This window comes from Mycobacterium sp. WUMAC-067, from assembly GCF_020217485.1.
In the GTDB taxonomy this organism is placed as follows: domain Bacteria; phylum Actinomycetota; class Actinomycetes; order Mycobacteriales; family Mycobacteriaceae; genus Mycobacterium.
Genome location: NZ_JAEKMI010000046.1, coordinates 1 through 16,891 on the forward strand (window position 1 = coordinate 1; position 16,891 = coordinate 16,891).

At 68.9% G+C, this 16,891-nt stretch carries 16 protein-coding genes; 7 read left to right on the plus strand and 9 right to left on the minus strand.

Annotated features, from left to right (window positions below; genetic code table 11):
- The 3 genes from gndA to JF781_RS22950 all read right to left on the minus strand — a co-directional run.
- Positions 1–1,464 (minus strand): NADP-dependent phosphogluconate dehydrogenase (gene gndA, locus JF781_RS22940; RefSeq protein ID WP_225330669.1); only part of this gene is annotated, 1,464 nt, incomplete at its 3' end.
- Positions 1,465–1,564: 100 nt separating this feature from the next.
- On the minus strand, positions 1,565–2,515 hold the full coding sequence (locus JF781_RS22945; protein WP_225341308.1) for a M56 family metallopeptidase: 951 nt from the start codon (positions 2,513–2,515) through the stop codon (positions 1,565–1,567).
- Between the two features lie 14 nt (positions 2,516–2,529).
- The gene (locus JF781_RS22950) at positions 2,530–2,949 is read right to left on the minus strand and encodes a BlaI/MecI/CopY family transcriptional regulator (RefSeq protein ID WP_225330535.1); all 420 of its coding nucleotides are present in this window, start codon (positions 2,947–2,949) and stop codon (positions 2,530–2,532) included.
- A 335-nt stretch (positions 2,950–3,284) separates the two neighbouring features.
- Here JF781_RS22950 and JF781_RS22955 point away from each other — a divergent pair, with 335 nt between their 5' ends.
- On the plus strand, positions 3,285–3,707 hold the full coding sequence (locus tag JF781_RS22955) for a PaaI family thioesterase (RefSeq protein ID WP_225330536.1): 423 nt from the start codon (positions 3,285–3,287) through the stop codon (positions 3,705–3,707).
- 70 nt (positions 3,708–3,777) lie between these two features.
- On the opposite strand, the gene JF781_RS22960 is transcribed toward JF781_RS22955, so the two are convergent.
- The 3 genes from JF781_RS22960 to JF781_RS22970 form a co-directional block, all read right to left on the minus strand.
- On the minus strand, positions 3,778–5,163 hold the full coding sequence (locus tag JF781_RS22960; protein ID WP_225330537.1) for an NAD(P)/FAD-dependent oxidoreductase: 1,386 nt from the start codon (positions 5,161–5,163) through the stop codon (positions 3,778–3,780).
- Between the two features lie 185 nt (positions 5,164–5,348).
- Positions 5,349–6,272 carry an LLM class F420-dependent oxidoreductase gene (locus tag JF781_RS22965; RefSeq protein ID WP_225330542.1) on the minus strand — a complete coding sequence of 308 codons (924 nt, stop codon included), beginning with the start codon at positions 6,270–6,272 and terminating at the stop codon, positions 5,349–5,351.
- Positions 6,273–6,329: 57 nt separating this feature from the next.
- Positions 6,330–7,007, minus strand: a complete 678-nt coding sequence (locus tag JF781_RS22970) for an SDR family oxidoreductase (protein ID WP_225330538.1) — start codon at positions 7,005–7,007, stop codon at positions 6,330–6,332.
- A 188-nt stretch (positions 7,008–7,195) separates the two neighbouring features.
- Between JF781_RS22970 and modA the strand changes: the two genes are divergently transcribed.
- Positions 7,196–7,969, plus strand: coding sequence for a molybdate ABC transporter substrate-binding protein (modA, locus tag JF781_RS22975; protein WP_225330539.1), 774 nt, complete (start codon positions 7,196–7,198; stop codon positions 7,967–7,969).
- A gap of 27 nt (positions 7,970–7,996) precedes the next feature.
- Here modA and JF781_RS22980 read toward each other — a convergent pair whose 3' ends face one another.
- Complete coding sequence (locus JF781_RS22980) at positions 7,997–8,680, minus strand: DUF2510 domain-containing protein (protein ID WP_225330540.1); 684 nt, start codon at positions 8,678–8,680, stop codon at positions 7,997–7,999.
- Positions 8,681–8,884: 204 nt separating this feature from the next.
- Here JF781_RS22980 and JF781_RS22985 point away from each other — a divergent pair, with 204 nt between their 5' ends.
- The 5 genes from JF781_RS22985 (at position 8,885) to JF781_RS23005 (ending at position 13,622) form a co-directional block, all read left to right on the plus strand.
- A complete protein-coding gene (locus tag JF781_RS22985) occupies positions 8,885–9,682 on the plus strand; it encodes an ABC transporter permease (RefSeq protein WP_225330543.1) in 798 nt (265 codons plus the stop codon).
- Positions 9,683–9,715: 33 nt separating this feature from the next.
- Entirely contained in the window at positions 9,716–10,819 is a 1,104-nt protein-coding gene (locus tag JF781_RS22990) for a sulfate/molybdate ABC transporter ATP-binding protein (RefSeq protein WP_225330541.1), read from the plus strand.
- 142 nt (positions 10,820–10,961) lie between these two features.
- Positions 10,962–12,098, plus strand: a complete 1,137-nt coding sequence (locus JF781_RS22995) for an alanine and proline-rich secreted protein Apa (protein WP_225341309.1) — start codon at positions 10,962–10,964, stop codon at positions 12,096–12,098.
- A gap of 148 nt (positions 12,099–12,246) precedes the next feature.
- Entirely contained in the window at positions 12,247–12,546 is a 300-nt protein-coding gene (locus JF781_RS23000; protein ID WP_225328828.1) for a GlsB/YeaQ/YmgE family stress response membrane protein, read from the plus strand.
- Positions 12,547–12,593: 47 nt separating this feature from the next.
- Entirely contained in the window at positions 12,594–13,622 is a 1,029-nt protein-coding gene (locus tag JF781_RS23005) for a zinc-binding alcohol dehydrogenase family protein (protein ID WP_225328829.1), read from the plus strand.
- A gap of 6 nt (positions 13,623–13,628) precedes the next feature.
- On the opposite strand, the gene JF781_RS23010 is transcribed toward JF781_RS23005, so the two are convergent.
- Both JF781_RS23010 and JF781_RS23015 read right to left on the minus strand, forming a co-directional pair.
- Positions 13,629–14,390, minus strand: a complete 762-nt coding sequence (locus tag JF781_RS23010; RefSeq protein WP_225328830.1) for a CPBP family intramembrane glutamic endopeptidase — start codon at positions 14,388–14,390, stop codon at positions 13,629–13,631.
- A gap of 105 nt (positions 14,391–14,495) precedes the next feature.
- Complete coding sequence (locus JF781_RS23015) at positions 14,496–16,877, minus strand: phosphoketolase (RefSeq protein ID WP_225328831.1); 2,382 nt, start codon at positions 16,875–16,877, stop codon at positions 14,496–14,498.
- Positions 16,878–16,891: the final 14 nt, after the last annotated feature.

A 16,891-nucleotide genomic window follows, 5' to 3' on the forward strand; every position in this document is an offset into this window, starting at 1 on the left:
GGGCACTTCGGTGCGATCGCCGCTCCACAGCGTGTGGAAGCGCTTGTCGGGGTCGTCATCGATGCGCCCATAGGTGTGGGCGCCGAAGAAGTCCCGCAACCCCTGGGTCAGCGCGGCGGGCAGCCGCTCGGTGCGCAGCGCGTCGTAGTACGACAGCGCCGAGGAGAAGCCGGGGATCGGGATGCCCAGCCGGGTGGCGGTCACCACGACCCGCCGCCAGCCGTCGATGGCGGCCTCGATGGCGCTGCGGAAGTAAGGGGCGACGATCAGCGTCGGCAGGTCGGGGTCTTCGTCGAAGGCGTCTTTGATCCGGTTGAGGAACTTCGCCCGGATGATGCAGCCGCCGCGCCAGATGGTGGCCAGGTCGCCGGGCGTGATGCCCCAGTCGTATTCGGCGCTGCCGGCCTGAATCTGGTTGAAGCCCTGCGCATAGGCGATGATCTTCGACGCGTAGAGCGCCTGCCGGATGTCCTCGGTGAATTGCCGTGCGTCGGTGGGCTTTTCACCGAGTTCACCCGAGGCCAGCCCGGTGGTGGCCTTGCGCTGGGTGACCGACCCAGACAGCGCGCGGGCGAACACCGCCTCGGCGATGCCGGTGACCGGCACACCGAGGTCGAGGGCGGACTTGACCGTCCACCGGCCGGTGCCCTTCTGCTCGGCCTCGTCGAGGATCAGGTCCACGAGCGGCTTGCCGGTCTTGGCGTCGGTCTGGCGCAAGACCTGGGCGGTGATTTCGACGAGGAAGCTGTCCAGGTCGCCGGAGTTCCACTCGTCGAACACGTCGGCGATCTCGCCGGCGGTCTTGCCGAGGCCGTCGCGCAGCAGCTGGTAGGCCTCGCCGATCAGCTGCATGTCGGAGTATTCGATGCCGTTGTGCACCATCTTGACGAAGTGCCCGGCGCCGTCGGGACCGATGTGGGTGCAACACGGCACCCCGTCGACGTGCGCGGAGATCTCCTCGAGCAGCGGGCCCAGCGACTTGTACGACTCGGCCGGGCCGCCCGGCATGATCGACGGGCCGTTGAGCGCGCCCTCCTCGCCGCCCGAGATGCCGGCGCCGACGAAATGCAGGCCGCGCTCGCGCATCGCCTTCTCGCGGCGGATGGTGTCGGTGTAGAGGGCGTTGCCACCGTCGATGATGATGTCGCCGTCCTCCATGGCGTCGGCGAGCTCGTTGATCACCGCGTCCGTCGGGTCACCGGCCTTGACCATGATCAGCACCCGTCGCGGCTTTTCCAGCGCGTCGAGGAATTCGGCGATGGTCTCGGTACGCACGAACGTGCCGTCTCCGCCGTGCTCTTTGAGCAGCGCATCGGTTTTGGCGATCGACCGGTTGTGCAGCGCCACGGTGTAACCGTGCCGGGCGAAATTGCGGGCGATGTTCGACCCCATCACGGCCAGGCCCGTGACGCCGATCTGCGCGGTGCCGGTCTGGGAACCCGCCTGCGTGTCCGACGAACTCATGTCTTGCCTCTCAAATCGGGAGAACATTTCGCAAAAGCTTTCGGTGACACTGTGGCACAGCGCATGGACACGCGCCCGGGGTGATCGGCCCTCGGCGGCGTCAGAGGTTGAAGAGGCGTTCCAGCTCCGTGAGCCAGGGCACGGCGAGCGCGATGGTGGGCACCACGAAGACCGCCGCCGCGGCAAGGTACGCGACCGCCGACAGCGTGGCGCTGTTGCCGCGTCCGCCCAGCCGGCGCACTCGCAGCACCGTGCTGGGGCCGCTCGCCGCGAGCGCGCCCGACGGCGCCCGCCCCGACGCGCAGGCGACCAGCGCCCGGGCCAGGGGAGCGCGGCCGGCGGCGCGCACCGCCGCGTCGTCGGCGAGCAGCTCGACCAGAAGCTGGACGGCCCCCAGCGCATTGGCGCTGCGGACCACCCGCGGGAAGGCCGCGTGCACGGCGGTGAACGCCTCGAGCACCAGATCGTGCCGGGCCCGCAGGTGGGCCCGTTCGTGGGTGAGGATGGCGGCGACTTCGGCGTCGGCGAGCGTGCTCAGCGTTCCTTCGCTGACCACCACCCGGCTGCGCACACCCGGCAGGCAGTAGGCGAGCGGTTGCGGGACATCCAGTACGCGAAGGTCGCGCCTGCGGGTGCAGGACTGGGACAGCGCCGCGTCGTGGCCGACCCCGACCAGGTCGACGACCATGCGGTGATGGGCCCGTCGCTTGCGATTGGCGATGGCCACCCGGGCGAGTGCGACCATCAATCGGGCGCCGACCAGCACGGTTAGCGCGAAAACCCCGATGTATGCCGTCCACAGCGGCCATCCGAGCCGGTCGGCGGCGCCGACGATGCTGGTCGTGGGTCGCCCGTCGGGACCGGGCATGAGCAGCCGGGTGGCGATCGCGATCCCGGCGCTGAAGGCCGACAGGACCGCGGCCAGCGCGACGGCTTGCCACAACACCATGGCGGCACGGGGGGCGCGCAGCGGCCAGCGCGCGCGTGCCAACATGGCCGGCACGGGACCGGTCAGTAGCACCGCGAGAATGGTGAAAGCCAGCGCGGACACACTGTTAGTGTCCCTCAGCCCTCCGGGGCTGCGCCAGCAGATGGCGAGTTGTTGCGTTGATTGGCTTCCAGTTCGGCGAGCGCGCGCCGAAGCGCCGCGGCCTCGTCGGCGCCGACGCGCTCGACGAAGTGCACCAGCGCGGCCTGCCGGCCCCCGGAGTCCTCGGCCTGGGCCAGCGCGTCCACCATGAGGCCGGCGACCAGTTCGTCGCGGCCGTGCACGGGGGCGTACCGGTGTGCGCGGTCGTCGCGGATCTGGGAGACCAGGTTCTTCTTGGCCAGCCGCTGCAGCACGGTCATGATCGTGGTGTAGGCAAGGTCGCGCCGGGCCGCCAACGCCTCATGGACCTGGCGAACCGTCTGAGGCTCGGGCGTGGACCACAGATGGTCCATGACGGCCCGTTCCAGATCCCCCAGCCGTGTCAGTTTGGCCATAGTTCGTTCATCTCCTGAGCGTCGAAACCAGACTACTCCCGCTTACTACCGACCGTCGTACGGAAAGCTGACGAATCTCTGTGCCGGCCCGCCGTCGCGCCCCGGCGCGAACAAGTCGAACAATACCCCTTGCAAAGTTAGGGCAGCCTTGCCTATGCTAATCCAGTCGAGCGATAACGGACCGCGTGAGAGTCCTGAGGGCTGCAGTGACCCCCGGTCTACTCGATCGGCGAGCCCCGTGCCTAGTGCACGGGGCTCAGCCGTTTTCGGGGTATATCCGGCGAGTTGTGCTGCCGCCAAAGCCGTCCCGCACGCGATGGTGTAGACACAGGGGCGTGCCAGAGCCGCAGGAAACGATCATCCCGCCGCATTTCTCCGCGCCCTTCGACCGCGAGATCGGCTTGCAGTTCACCGAACTCGGCCCCGACGGCGCCCGCGCCCAACTCGAGGTCACGCCCAAGCTGTTGCAGCCGATGGGTCTGGTGCACGGCGGCGTTTACTGCTCGATGATCGAAAGCATGGCCAGCGTGGCGGCCTACACCTGGCTGGCCACCCGCGGTGGCGGAAATGTCGTGGGAGTCAACAACAACACCGACTTCCTGCGCTCCATCGGCTCGGGCATGGTCTACGGCAGGGTCGAACCGATTCACCGCGGCCGGCGCCAGCAATTGTGGTTGGTCACCATCACCGACGACGACGATCGCGTGGTTGCCCGCGGCCAGGTGCGACTGCAGAACCTCGAGCTTCGCGAAGGCTGATCGCAGGGCACTCCGGTTGCGCGATCGCCGAATACCTAGGTCCCGCAACGGGACTGGCGACGGCGCGCGGCTAGCTGGCCCGTCGGGCGACCGGGCGCTTGGTCTCCGCGGCGAGCACCGCCAGCTGTTCGAGCCGGGTGCGGGCGAACGCCTGCTGCTCGGTGATGGTGAGTTGACCCCGTCGGGTGCTCAGGAACGTCACCGTCCACGACAGCAGCGTGCTGATCTTGGTCTTGAACCCGACCAGGTAGACCAGGTGCAGGACCAGCCACGCGAACCAGGCGAACAGGCCGCTGAATTCGACCGGACCGATCTTGGCCACCGCGGAAAATCGCGACACCGTGGCCATCGATCCCTTGTCGAAGTACTGGAACGGTTCCCGCTCGGCCGGGTCGGCGCCGTCGAGTTCGGCCTTGATCGTGCTCGCGACGTACTTGGCGCCCTGAATGGCGCCCTGGGCTACCCCCGGCACGCCTTCGACCGCGGCCAGGTCGCCGATGACGAACACGTCGGGGTGGCCCGGGATGGACAGGTCGGGCAGCACCTTGACGCGTCCGGCCCGGTCGAGTTCGACCGTCGACTGGTCGGCGAGGTCGCGGCCCAGCGGGCTGGCCGAAACGCCGGCGGACCAGACCTTGCAAGCGGATTCGATGCGCCGGACCGTGCCGTCGGAGTCCTTGACGGTGATGCCGTTGCGGTCGACGTCGGTGACCATGGCGCCCAGCTGGATCTCCACGCCCATCTTTTCCAGCCGGTCGGCGGCCCGCTGACCCAGCTTGTCGCCGAAGGGCGGAAGCACCGCGGGGGCGGCGTCGAGCAGGATCACGCGCGCCTTGGTGGAGTCGATGTGGCGGAACGAGCCTTTAAGCGTGTAGGTCGCTAATTCCGCGATCTGCCCGGCCATTTCGACGCCGGTGGGGCCGGCACCGATCACGGTGAACGTCAGCAGCTTGGCGCGTCGTTCCGGATCACGGGACCGCTCGGCCTGTTCGAAGGCGCTCAGGATCCGCCCGCGGACCTCGAGCGCGTCGTCGATCGACTTCATGCCCGGGGCGAACTCGGCGAAATGGTCGTTCCCGAAGTAGGACTGGCCCGCGCCGGCGGCGACAATCAAGCTGTCGTAAGGGGTTTCGTAGGTGTGGCCGAGCAGATCCGACACGACGAACTTGCCGTCCAAGTCGATGTGGGTGACGTCGCCGAGCAACACCTGGACGTTGCGCTGCCGACGCAGGACGACCCGGGTGGGCGGGGCGATGTCGCCCTCGGACACGATGCCGGTCGCCACTTGGTACAGCAGCGGCTGGAAGAGGTGGTGCGTGGTGCGGGCGATCAGTTTGATGTCGACGTTCGCGTGCTTGAGTTTCTTGGCAGCGTTTAGCCCGCCGAAGCCCGACCCGATGATGACGACCTGATGGCGACGCTCCGGTCCAGCTTTGGTACCTGGCTGGGGGCTCATGTTTCCGCTGCTCCTGACGAGGGCTTTTGGACGCGCGACTGCGATTAGCAACCACGCTAGTCAGGCGGATACCCCGAAACCCAACTCACAACGTGTGTAATCAACCACACCGCGCGCATCACTCCTGGTCGGCGAACGTGATTCTCGTCATGTTCGCCGACCGGGTGCGCGCTGAGCCCTGCCGCCTAGAGCCCGACGAGCGGGCGCAGCGCCTCGCCGGCCGCCTCGACGATGCCCGGTGTGTAGAACGGCAGGTTGATGATCACGCCGTCGATGCCCGCGTCGATGACCTTGGTCTTGATCTGATCGGCGACCGAGTCCGGGGTGCCGACCACCATGCGCTGTTTCATCTCCGCGGGAATCTGGTCGAGGCTCGCGTTCTCGTCGATCAGCACCGTGGTTAGCGAGCTGGTCTCCAGGGTCGCCGGGTCGCGGCCCACCTCCTCGCACGAGCGCCGCACCACCTCCAACTTGCCGGGCAGTTCGTCGAAGCCCGCGATCACGTTGAGGTGGTCGAAATGCCTTGCGGCGAGCGGGATTGTCTTCTTTTCGCCGCTGCCGCCGATCATCAGCGGAATGTGGTCTCGGAAGCGGGGATTGGCGACCGCGTCGCTGGCGCGATACCACTTGCCCGAGAAGGTCGCCTGCTCGCCCTTGATCATCGGCAGGATGATTTCGAGGGCTTCGTCGAGCCGGTTGAATCTGTCGGTGAAGGTGCCGAATTCGAAACCCAACTGGTCATGCTCGAGCTCGAACCAGCCGGTGCCGATGCCCAGGATCGCGCGGCCCTGGCTCACCACGTCCAGTGTGGTGATGATCTTCGCCAGCAGGGTGGGGTTGCGATACGTATTGCCGGTGACCAAGGTGCCCAGCTGCACCCGCTCGGTGGCGGTGGCCAGCGCCCCCAGGGCGGTGTAGGCCTCCAGCATGGGCTGATCGGGCGATCCCAGCATCGGCAGTTGGTAGAAGTGGTCCATCACGAAAACCGAGTCGAATCCCGCGGATTCGGCCTCGCGTGCCTGGGCGATGACGGTGGGGAAGAGTTGCTCTACCCCCGTGCCGAAGGAAAAGTTGGGAATCTGCAGACCAAGTCGAATAGCCACGCTGATTACCGTAGCGATCGGCCGGGCGCGGGAGAAGGGTTTGCGGCGGGCGCGGGTTACGCCTCAGGCGAACTGAGCCAGCGCGCCGTGGCTCACATGCAACGTCTGACCGGTGATGTGGCGCGCCGCCGACGTGGTCAAGAACAGCGCCAGGCGGGCGACCTCCGCGGCCACCGGCGCGGCGGTGCGCGAAAGCCCGTCGTAGCCGGCCTGAGCGCTGCGCCCACTGGCGACGGCGTTGACCGTGATTCCGCGCGTGCCGAAGACGCTCGCCTGTCCCGCGGTCCAAGTCGCCAGCGTCGCTTTGATCGCCGCGTCGGCGCTGCCCGCCGGCGGGTTCTCGGGTACCACGCTGATGATCGACCCGCCCGAACGCAGATGATCGCCCACGGTCTGAAGGGTCAGCACCGCCGAAAGCACCGTCGCGTCAAGGGCATTGCGCCACGCGTTGGCGGTGTCGGCGATCGAGTAGGTGCGCGGGTCGCCGGCCTCCCAGGTGGGCGCCGGCACGTTGACGATGGTGTCCAGGTGATGGGGGAACAGCGGGCGAGCCTCTTCGAGGCTGGCCGGGTCGGTGGTGTTGCAGACGATCGCCTCGACCTCTAGTTCCTTGGCGGCGATCTCCAGATCGCTCTTGCGCGCGCCCACGAGGGTCACTCTGTGGCCGTCGTCGCGGAAGCCCTCGGCCACCGCGCGCCCCAGCTCCGTGTCTCCGCCGGTAACCAGTACCTCCACTGCCATGACCTCCTCTGCCTGGGACCTCAGCGCGTTATGGCGTCAATCCCCGTATATGTTACTGGACAGTAGCTAGCCGGCGAAATTTTTGCCGCCGCGACGCGCGGATCAGTTCGGTAACTATTTGTGCGTCACTTTTTGCGGCGATTTGGGCGCCACGCGCACCGCAGCATCGGCGGGTTAGGGTGCATCCCATGCGTCGGATCGGGATCCTGGCCAGTTTGGTTTCGACGGTGTTGGTGGCCGGGCTGGTCGGGTGCGGTTCCAAACCGCCGGCGCAGTCGCCGCAGGCGTCCGGGAAGGCGATGGTGTTTGCCGCCGCGTCGCTCAAACCGGCGTTCACCCGGATCGGTCAGCAGTTCACGGCCGAAAACCCGGGCACCGGCGTCGATTTCGAGTTCGCGGGCTCCTCCGAGCTGGCCACCCAGTTGACGCAGGGCGCCACCGCCGACGTCTTCGCGTCGGCCGACACCGCGCAGATGGACACGGTCGGCAAGGCGGGCCTGCTGAGCGGCGAGCCGAGGAACTTCGCGGCGAACACGTTGGTCATCGTCACCGCGCCGGGCAACCCGAAGAAGATCGAAAGCTTCGCCGACCTGGCCAAGCCCGGCCTCAACGTGGTGATCTGCCAGCAGCCGGTGCCGTGCGGGGCGGCCGCGCGTCGCGTCGAAGACAGCGCCGGGGTGCGGCTCAACCCGGTCAGCGAGGAACTCAGCGTGACCGACGCCCTCAACAAGGTCACCACCGGTCAGGCCGACGCCGCGCTCGTCTACGTCACCGACGCCAAGACGGCCGCCGGCAAGGTCGCGACCGTGACCTTCCCCGAGGCGGCCGGCGCGGTGAACGTCTACCCCATCGGGGTGCTGCGGAACGCCGCGCATGCCGCGCAGGCGCAGAAGTTCGTCGACCTGGTGACTTCCCCGGCCGGCCAGCAGATCCTGGCCCAGGCGGGCTTCGCCAAGCCCTGACCGCCGGCCCACCGCCACCGCCGTCGGCTAGGGCTGAAAGGCCGGAAGAATGGCGCCGGAATCGCGAATCTCCCAGATGCTGTTCTTGCTCACGCCATCGAAGTTGATCTTGTTCAACGTCGCCCGCGAGTAGGTGAGGTCGATGGCGACCTGGGTCGAAGTGTTGCCGTACGGGTCGGTCATCGGGAAAGTGCCCTGAACGTTCACCGCGGCGGCCTCGGGATAGGTCGCTCGCGCGTACTTGAGAATCGCGATGGTGTCGAGCCGCGCGCCGTCCCTGATCATCGCCTCGGTGTAGTTGTCTCGAATGGCAAAGCGGGCGTTGACGATGTCGCCGTCCGGGCCTGGAGCGGTCGTGAAGGTCACTCCGTCGGGCTTCTTCGGACCGGCCGGCGTCGACGGCGCCGCCTCGGTCGGTGTCGACGGTCCCGCCACGGTCGCACCACCCGACGGGGACGATTGGCCGCCATCCTTTCCGTCGAAGCCCCAGCTTCTGCCGACGATGACGAGGAGCACGAGCGCGGTGAGTACCGCCAGGGCCAGGGCCGCCTTTCCCGAGACGCCCTTCTTCGGCGGCTCGGTGGCGAAAGCCCATTCGCTGGTCCAGTTGGTGCCGTCGAAATACCGTTGCAGCCCATGGCCTACCCCGGCGGGATCGGGGTACCAGCCCGGCGCCGATTTGGGCGGGGGCGGCGCCTGTTCAGATGGCATCCATGCACCTTCGTCCTGGCGGTGACCTTCCGGCTACCCGCGGCGATGGCCGCGCAAAACCATTCTCGTCGCACCGGCGGACTACCGCTCGGCGGGTATCGGCCCCGCTTCGGCGCGCCGCCCGCGGCATTCCGGTGTAATGCGGAGAGTGGGTGAGCGGGTCCCGCGTGAGTGTTCGAAGTGACCGTCGGCAGGAGGGCATGTATTAGCGCGCATAGCACGGATCTGCCCCGCTGGGTGTATCTCCCCGCGGCCGTCGGGACCGTCTTCGTGGTGCTGCCATTGCTGGCCATCGCGGTCAAGGTCGATTGGCCGCATTTCTGGTCGCTGATCACGAGCTCCTCGTCGAGGACGGCGCTGGCGCTCAGCCTTCAGACCGCCGCCGCCAGCACGGTGTTGTGCGTGGCGCTGGGCGTGCCGATGGCGCTGGTGCTGGCCCGCAGCACCGCGCGGGCGGTGCGGTTGCTGCGGCCGTTGATCCTGCTGCCGCTGGTGCTGCCGCCGGTCGTGGGGGGGATCGCCCTGTTGTATGCGTTCGGACGGTTCGGATTGCTCGGCCAGTACCTGGAGGCTGCCGGCGTCCGCATCGCGTTCAGCACCACCGCGGTGGTGCTGGCGCAGACGTTCGTCTCGCTGCCATTCCTGGTGATTTCCCTCGAGGGCGCCGCGCGCACCGCGGGGTCCGATTTCGAGGTGGTGGCCGCGACGCTGGGGGCGCGGCCCAGCGCGGTCTGGTGGCGGGTCACCCTGCCGCTGTTGGTGCCCGGCGTCGTATCGGGCGCGGTGCTGGCGTTCGCCCGCTCGCTGGGGGAGTTCGGCGCCACGCTGACCTTCGCCGGCTCGCGCCAAGGGGTGACCCGCACGCTTCCGCTGGAGATCTATCTGCAGCGGGTGACTGACGCCGACGCCGCCGTGGCGTTGTCGATCCTGCTGGTGGTGGTGGCGGCCCTGGTGGTGCTGGGGCTGGGCACGCGCCGGCTGACCGGCGCGGACGCCAGGTAGGGCCGGACCATGAGTGACAGGTAGGGCCGGACCATGAGTGAATTGCAGCTGCGCGCGGTCGTCTCCGAGCGTCACGTGGACGTGGAGTTCTCCGTGGCCGCGGGGGAGGTGCTCGCGGTGCTGGGCCCCAACGGCGCGGGCAAATCGACTGTCCTGCACGTCATCGCGGGCCTGCTTCGACCCGACCGCGGGGTGGTGCGGCTGGGCGACCGAGTCCTGACCGACACCGCGACCGGGGTCGACGTCCCGACGCACGACCGCCGGGTGGGGCTGCTGCTGCAAGACGCATTGTTGTTCCCGCACATGAGTGTTGCCGCCAACGTCGCGTTCGGACCGCACAGTCGCCGCGCGAGGCTGCGCTCGGCCCGCGCGGCGGAGAAGGCGACGGCAGCGCGCTGGTTGCGCGAGGTGGACGCCGAGCGCTTCGCCGACCGCAAACCGCGGCAACTCTCCGGCGGACAGGCACAGCGGGTCGCGATCGCGCGGGCGCTGGCGGCCGAACCCGATGTGTTGCTGCTCGACGAGCCGCTGGCCGGGCTCGACGTCGCCGCGGCCGCGGCGATCCGGGCGGTGCTGCGCAAGGTCGTCACCCGCATCGGCTGTGCGGCGATCCTGGTCACCCACGACCTGCTGGACGTGTTCACGCTGGCCGATCGAGTGCTGGTGCTCGAGTCGGGCAGGGTCGCCGAAATCGGCCCGGTGCCCGAGGTGCTCACCGCGCCCCGCAGTCATTTCGCCGCCCGGATCGCGGGTATCAACCTGGTCAATGGCACGGTCGACACCGACGGCTCGCTGGTCGCGCACTCCGGCGACCGCTGGTATGCGGCCCCACAAGAGCGCGGCGATCTGGTCTCACCCGGGCAGCACGCGATCGCGGTTTTCCCGCCCACGGTGGTGGCCGTGTATCGCGATCGGCCGCACGGCAGCCCCCGCAACGCCGTCGAGGTCACCGTGTCCGAGATGGATATCCGCGGGTCGGCGGTGCTGGTGCGCGGCGCTCAGCAACCCGACGGTGCCCCCGGCCTCGCCGCGGAGATCACCGCGGACGCCGCCGCGGAGTTGCGATTGGCGCCGGGCGACCGGGTGTGGTTCTCCGTGAAAGCCCATGAGGTGACGCTGTATCCGACCGCGCACTGAGCGCCGGCGGCCGAATGTCCGTGCGGCACTCGATCTCCGGGCGGCACTCGGCAGGTTGCACATTGGCAACATCGGCACAACTGCGCTGCATTAGTCCGCAAAGCTCCTTGCGTCACAGCGGTAACACGGTAGGTTCGTCGCCATGGAGCAGGTGGAACCGACCTCGACACGCCGCCAAGGACTGTGGACGACGCTGGCGATCACCACGGTGAGTGGTGCCAGCGCCCTCGCCATCGCATTGCCGGCGACCTCGTATGCCGATCCCGAGGTCCCGACCCCCGTCCCGCCGAGCACGGCCACGGCCCCGCCCGCGGCACCGGCCGCACCCGCGGCACCGGCCGCACCCGCGGCGCCCGCGGCGCCGGCCGCACCCGCGCCGAACGGGCAACCGGCACCGGGTGACCCCAACGCGGTCCCGCCGGCCGTCGCCCCGAACGGGGCACCGCCACCGCCGGTCGACCCCAACGCCCCCCCGCCGCCCGTGGACCCGAATGCGCCCCCGCCACCGCCGGTCGACCCCAACGCCGGGCGCATCAACAACGCCGTGGGGGGATTCAGCTACGTCCTGCCCGCCGGGTGGGTGGAGTCGGACGCTTCCCATCTGGACTACGGCTCGGCGCTGCTGAGCAAGGTGACGGGCCCGCCACCGATGCCCGACCAGCCGCCGCCGGTTGCCAACGACACCCGCATCGTGATGGGCCGCCTCGACCAAAAGCTTTACGCCAGTGCGGAAGCCGACAATGCCAAGGCCGCGGTGCGGTTGGGTTCGGACATGGGTGAGTTCTTCATGCCCTATCCCGGCACCCGCGTCAACCAGGAGAGCACCCCGCTCACCGGCGCCAATGGAAGCACCGGGAGCGGCTCGTACTACGAAGTCAAATTCAGTGATGCCTCCAAGCCGAACGGCCAGATCTGGACGGGCGTCATCGGCTCGGCCAACGGCGGGAATGCGCAGCGCTGGTTCGTGGTGTGGCTCGGAACCTCGAACGACCCGGTGGACCGGGGCGCGGCCAAGGCGCTGACCGAGTCGATCCAGGCGTGGACACCGCCGGCGGCTCCGCCACCGCCGCCGGGCGCCCCGGGAGCGCCGGCGGCCCCGGGAGCCCCTGCGCCCGCACCGGCTCCCGCACCGGTGGCTCCGGGAGCGCCCGCACCGGCGCCAGCGCCTGCGGCTCCGGGAGCCCCGGCGCCGGCTCCCGCACCGGTTCCGGGTCAGGCGCCGGCCGTGGAGGTCAGTCCCACCCCCACACCGGCACCGCAACAAACCCTTTCGGCCTGACCGGTCGGCCCTGATCGCACGGGCCGACGGAAAACCGACTGGTCAACCGTCTCCAATTCGGCACTCGTTTTGTGACCCAAACTGGGTATACCGAAGTGACGGCCCAGCAAAGTGCTGGGCTTTGCCAGCGATTGCAAGGAGACCCGCGATGGACATCATGGCAGCTACGGAATTCCTCGCTCGATCAAGCACACTCACCAGCGTCGGCTGGATCGGCTACATCATCATCGGCGGTATCGCCGGTGCGATCGCCAGCAAGATCATCCGCGGTAGCGGAGCCGGCATCCTGATGGACATCGTGATCGGCATTGTGGGCGCCCTGGTCGGCGGGTTCATCCTGAGCTTCTTCGTCGACACCGCGAGCGGCGGCTATTTCTTCACCTTCTTCACCGCCCTGCTCGGCTCGGTGATCCTGCTCTGGATCGTCGGCATGGTGCGCAGGACGTAGCGGGCCTAACCCGTTGCGGCCGTGGTGGTTAGCGGCATGATGGTGTGATGGCGTCACCGGTGACCACCACGGCAATGCGGGCCTGGCGGGTGCGTCGGCCCGGGCCGATGGACACCGGCCCGCTCGAGCAGGTCACCGCCGAGGTGCCGCGGCCGGCGCCGGCCGAACTGCTGGTGGCGGTGCGCGCGTGCGGGGTGTGCCGCACCGACTTGCACGTCACCGAAGGCGACCTTCCCGTCCACCGCGACCGGGTCACCCCCGGCCACGAGGTGGTCGGCGAGGTCGTCGAAATCGGCCCGGAGGCCGGCGACGAGTTCCGGGTGGGGGACCGGGTGGGCATCGCCTGGCTGCGCCACACCTGCGGCGTGTGCAAATACTGCCGCCGCGGCGACGAAAACCTCTGCCCGAAATCCCGCTACACCGGCTGGGACGCCGACGGCGGCTACGCCGAATTCGCCACCGTCCCGGCCGCTTTCGCGCATCCCCTGCCCAGCGGCTACAGCGACAGCGAACTCGCCCCGTTGCTGTGCGCGGGCATCATCGGTTATCGCTCGCTCCTTCGCGCCGACCTGCCGCCCGGTGGGCGCCTGGGCCTCTATGGCTTCGGCGGTAGCGCCCACCTCACCGCGCAGGTCGCCCTGGCCCAAGGCGCCGAGGTGCACGTAATGACCCGCGGATCACGCGCCCGCGAGCTGGCGCTGGAACTCGGCGCCGCGTCCGCGCAAGGCGCGGCGGATCGGCCGCCTGCGCCGCTGGACTCCGCGATCCTCTTTGCCCCGGTCGGTGATCTGGTGCTGCCCGCGCTCGAGGCGCTGGATCGCGGTGGCACGCTGGCGATCGCCGGGATCCACCTGTCGGACATCCCGGCGCTGAGTTACCAGCGTCACCTGTTTCAGGAACGCCAGGTGCGATCGGTCACGTCCAACACCCGGGCCGACGCGCGGGCCTTCCTCGACTTCGCGGCTCAGCACCACATCGAGGTGACCACCCCGGAATACCCTCTGGGACAAGCCGATCGGGCGTTGGCGGATTTGAGCGCGGGGCGCATTGCGGGCGCGGCGGTGCTGCTGGTGTGACCGGCGTCAGGTGGACAGATGCCACACGAACGCGGCGGCGAGCGCACCGAGGCCATTCAGTGACCAGTGCAGTGCGATCGGCGCGATCAGGCTGCCGCTGCGCCGGCGCAGCCAGCTGAAGACGAATCCCGCGGCGCCCGTCGCCAACACGGCGCCGGCCACCCCGGCCAGCATTCCCACGATTCCGCCGCCGAACAGCCGGGTGAAGCCCACGTTGCTGCTGGTCAGTCCGAACGACGTGGCGACGTGCCAGAGTCCGAACAGCAGCGAGCCCGCCAGCGCGACCCCGCGAAAGCCCCACGCCCGGTTGAGCGCGCCGTGCAGGACGCCCCGGAAGGCCAGCTCCTCGGGGATGACGGTCTGCAGCGGGATGATGACCATCGAGGCGACCATCGCCCCCGAGATCGTGGCGTAGCGGTTGTTCAGGAACATCGGCCGCGTCGCCGGCAGCAGCACGCCGATCGCGATCACCGTGGCCACGACGGCCACGGCCGCCAGCGCATAACCGAGTCCCGGCTTCCAGTGCTCGCGGCCGAGGCCGAGGTCCGCCCAGCCCAAACCGCGGCACCGCATCAAGATGACCAGCCCGACGGCGGCGGCCGGGACGGTCGCGATGCTCGCCCACGGCGTTGTGAAATGCGCGATCAGGTCCGTCAGCACGAGCACCACGACGACGACGGCGATGTCGAGATGGATCCGGAACCGGTGGGCCGCCGAAAGCTGGGGCACCACAGGGTGAACGTCGGCTATCCCGGTGGCCTCAAGCATCCGGCCAGTCTACCGGCGGCCCCCCGGCGCACCAGGGCAACGCGATTGCCGTCACACGAATCTCATCGTCGCTTTGTTCCAGTTGGATGGGTCGCCTCGCTCGCATCACTCACTTCGCTCGTTCTGCTCGCTCGGCTCCCAGGTCCACCCCGAAATCTTCGGGTCGTCCTCGCCGTGCTCGCGGGTGTACATCCGCGCGGCCAGGCGGGCGTCGACCATGCGCTGCCGCAGCATGGCGGCGCGGCTGGCCAATCCGTCGACGCGGTCGATGACGTCGATGACCAGATGGAAGCGGTCCAAATCGTTGAGCATCACCATGTCGAAGGGCGTCGTCGTGGTGCCGCGTTCCTTGAAGCCGCGCACGTGCATGTGCGCGTGGTTGGTGCGGCTGTAGGTGAGCCGGTGGATCAGCCACGGATAGCCGTGGTAGGCGAAGATGACCGGCCGGTCCGGGGTGAACAGCGCGTCGAACTCGCGGTCCGGCAGGCCGTGCGGGTGCTCGGTATCGGGCTGCAACCGCATCAGGTCGACGACGTTGACCACCCGGACGGCCAGCTCCGGCAGCTCGGAGCGCAGGATGTCGGCGGCGGCCAGCGTCTCCAACGTCGGGATGTCCCCGGCGCACGCCAGCACCACGTCGGGCTCGTCGGTGGCGGTGCTCGCCCACTCCCAGATGCCCAGTCCGCGGGTGCAGTGCGCGATGGCCTGGTCCATGTCGAGATAGGCCAGCGCGGGCTGCTTGCCGGCGACGATGACGTTGATGTAGTCGCGGCTGCGCAGGCAGTGATCGGCCACCGACAGCAGCGTGTTCCCGTCCGGCGGCAGGTACACCCGGGTCAGCTCGGGTCGCTTGTTGGCGACGAGGTCGATGAAACCCGGGTCCTGATGCGATGCGCCGTTGTGGTCCTGCCGCCACACATGCGAGCTCAGCAGGTAGTTCAGCGACGCGATCGGCCGCCGCCACGGCAACTCCCGGCTGGTGGCAAGCCATTTCGCGTGCTGGTTCATCATCGAGTCGACGATGTGCACGAACGCCTCGTAGCAGTTGAACAGGCCGTGCCGCCCGGTCAGCAAATAGCCCTCCAGCCAGCCCTGGCACAGGTGCTCCGACAGCACCTCCATCACGCGGCCGTCGGGCGCCAGGTGCTCGTCGTCGGGCTCGATCTCGGACAGCCACACCTTGTCGGTCGATCCGTAGACGGCGTCGAGCCGATTCGAGGCCGTCTCGTCGGGGCCCATGAGCCGGAATCGGTCCTTGTTGCGGGCGATCACGTCGCGCAGGAAGCCGCCCAGCACCCGGGTGGCCTCGTGCGTGACGGCCGCCGGCCGCTCGACCGCGACGGCGTAGTCACGAAAGTCCGGCAGGTCGAGGTCGTGCAGCAACAGCCCGCCGTTGGCGTGGGGGTTGGCGCTCATCCGCCGATCACCGGTGGGCGCCAGCGCCCGCAGCTCCGGACGCAGCCGGCCGGTTTCGTCGAAAAGCTCCTCGGGTCGGTAGCTGCGCAGCCACTCCTCGAGCTGGGCGCGGTGTTCGGGATTGCCGTGCGTCTCGGCCAGTGGCACCTGGTGCGAGCGCCAGGTGCCCTCAACCTTCTTGCCGTCCACCACCTTTGGCCCGGTCCAGCCCTTGGGGGTGCGCAGCACGATCATCGGCCACACCGGCCGCTCGACCCCGTTGCCGCCGCGCGCCGCGCTCTGGATGGCCGCGATGTCGTCGAAGGCGTCGTCGAGGGCGGCGGCGAGCTGTTGGTGCACGTCGGCCGGGTCATCACCGGCCACCGTGATCGGCCGGTACCCGTAGCCACGCAGCAGCGATTCCAGTTCCGCGTGCGGGATGCGGGCTAGCACCGTCGGGTTGGCGATCTTGTAGCCGTTGAGCGCCAGGATCGGCAGCACGGCGCCGTCGGTCACCGGGTCGAGGAATTTGTTGGAGTGCCAGCTGGCGGCCAGCGGCCCGGTTTCGGCCTCGCCGTCACCGACGACGCAGGCCACCACCAGATACGGGTTGTCCAGGGCGGCGCCGTAGGCGTGCACCAGCGCGTAGCCGAGCTCACCGCCCTCGTGGATGGATCCCGGCGTCTGGGCCGCGACGTGGCTGGGGATGCCGCCGGGGAAGGAGAACTGCCGGAACAGCTTGCGCAGGCCCTCGGTGTCCTCCTCGATGCCGGTGTAGACCTCGCTGTAGGTGCCCTCGAGGTAGGCGTTGGCGACCAGCCCGGGTCCGCCGTGACCCGGCCCGGTCACGTAGATGACGTCGGCGTCGCGGCGGCGGATGACCCGGTTCAGGTGCGCGTAGACAAGGTTCAGCCCCGGTGTCGTGCCCCAGTGCCCCAGCAACCGCGGTTTGACGTGCTCGGTGGTCAGCGGCTCGGTGAGCAGCGGGTTGTCGAGGAGATAGATCTGCCCGACCGACAAATAATTGGCGGCGCGCCAGTACTTGTCGATCAGGGCGAGTTCGTCGTCGGAGAGCGCGGTTGCGTCGGTCATCTCACCGATTGTTC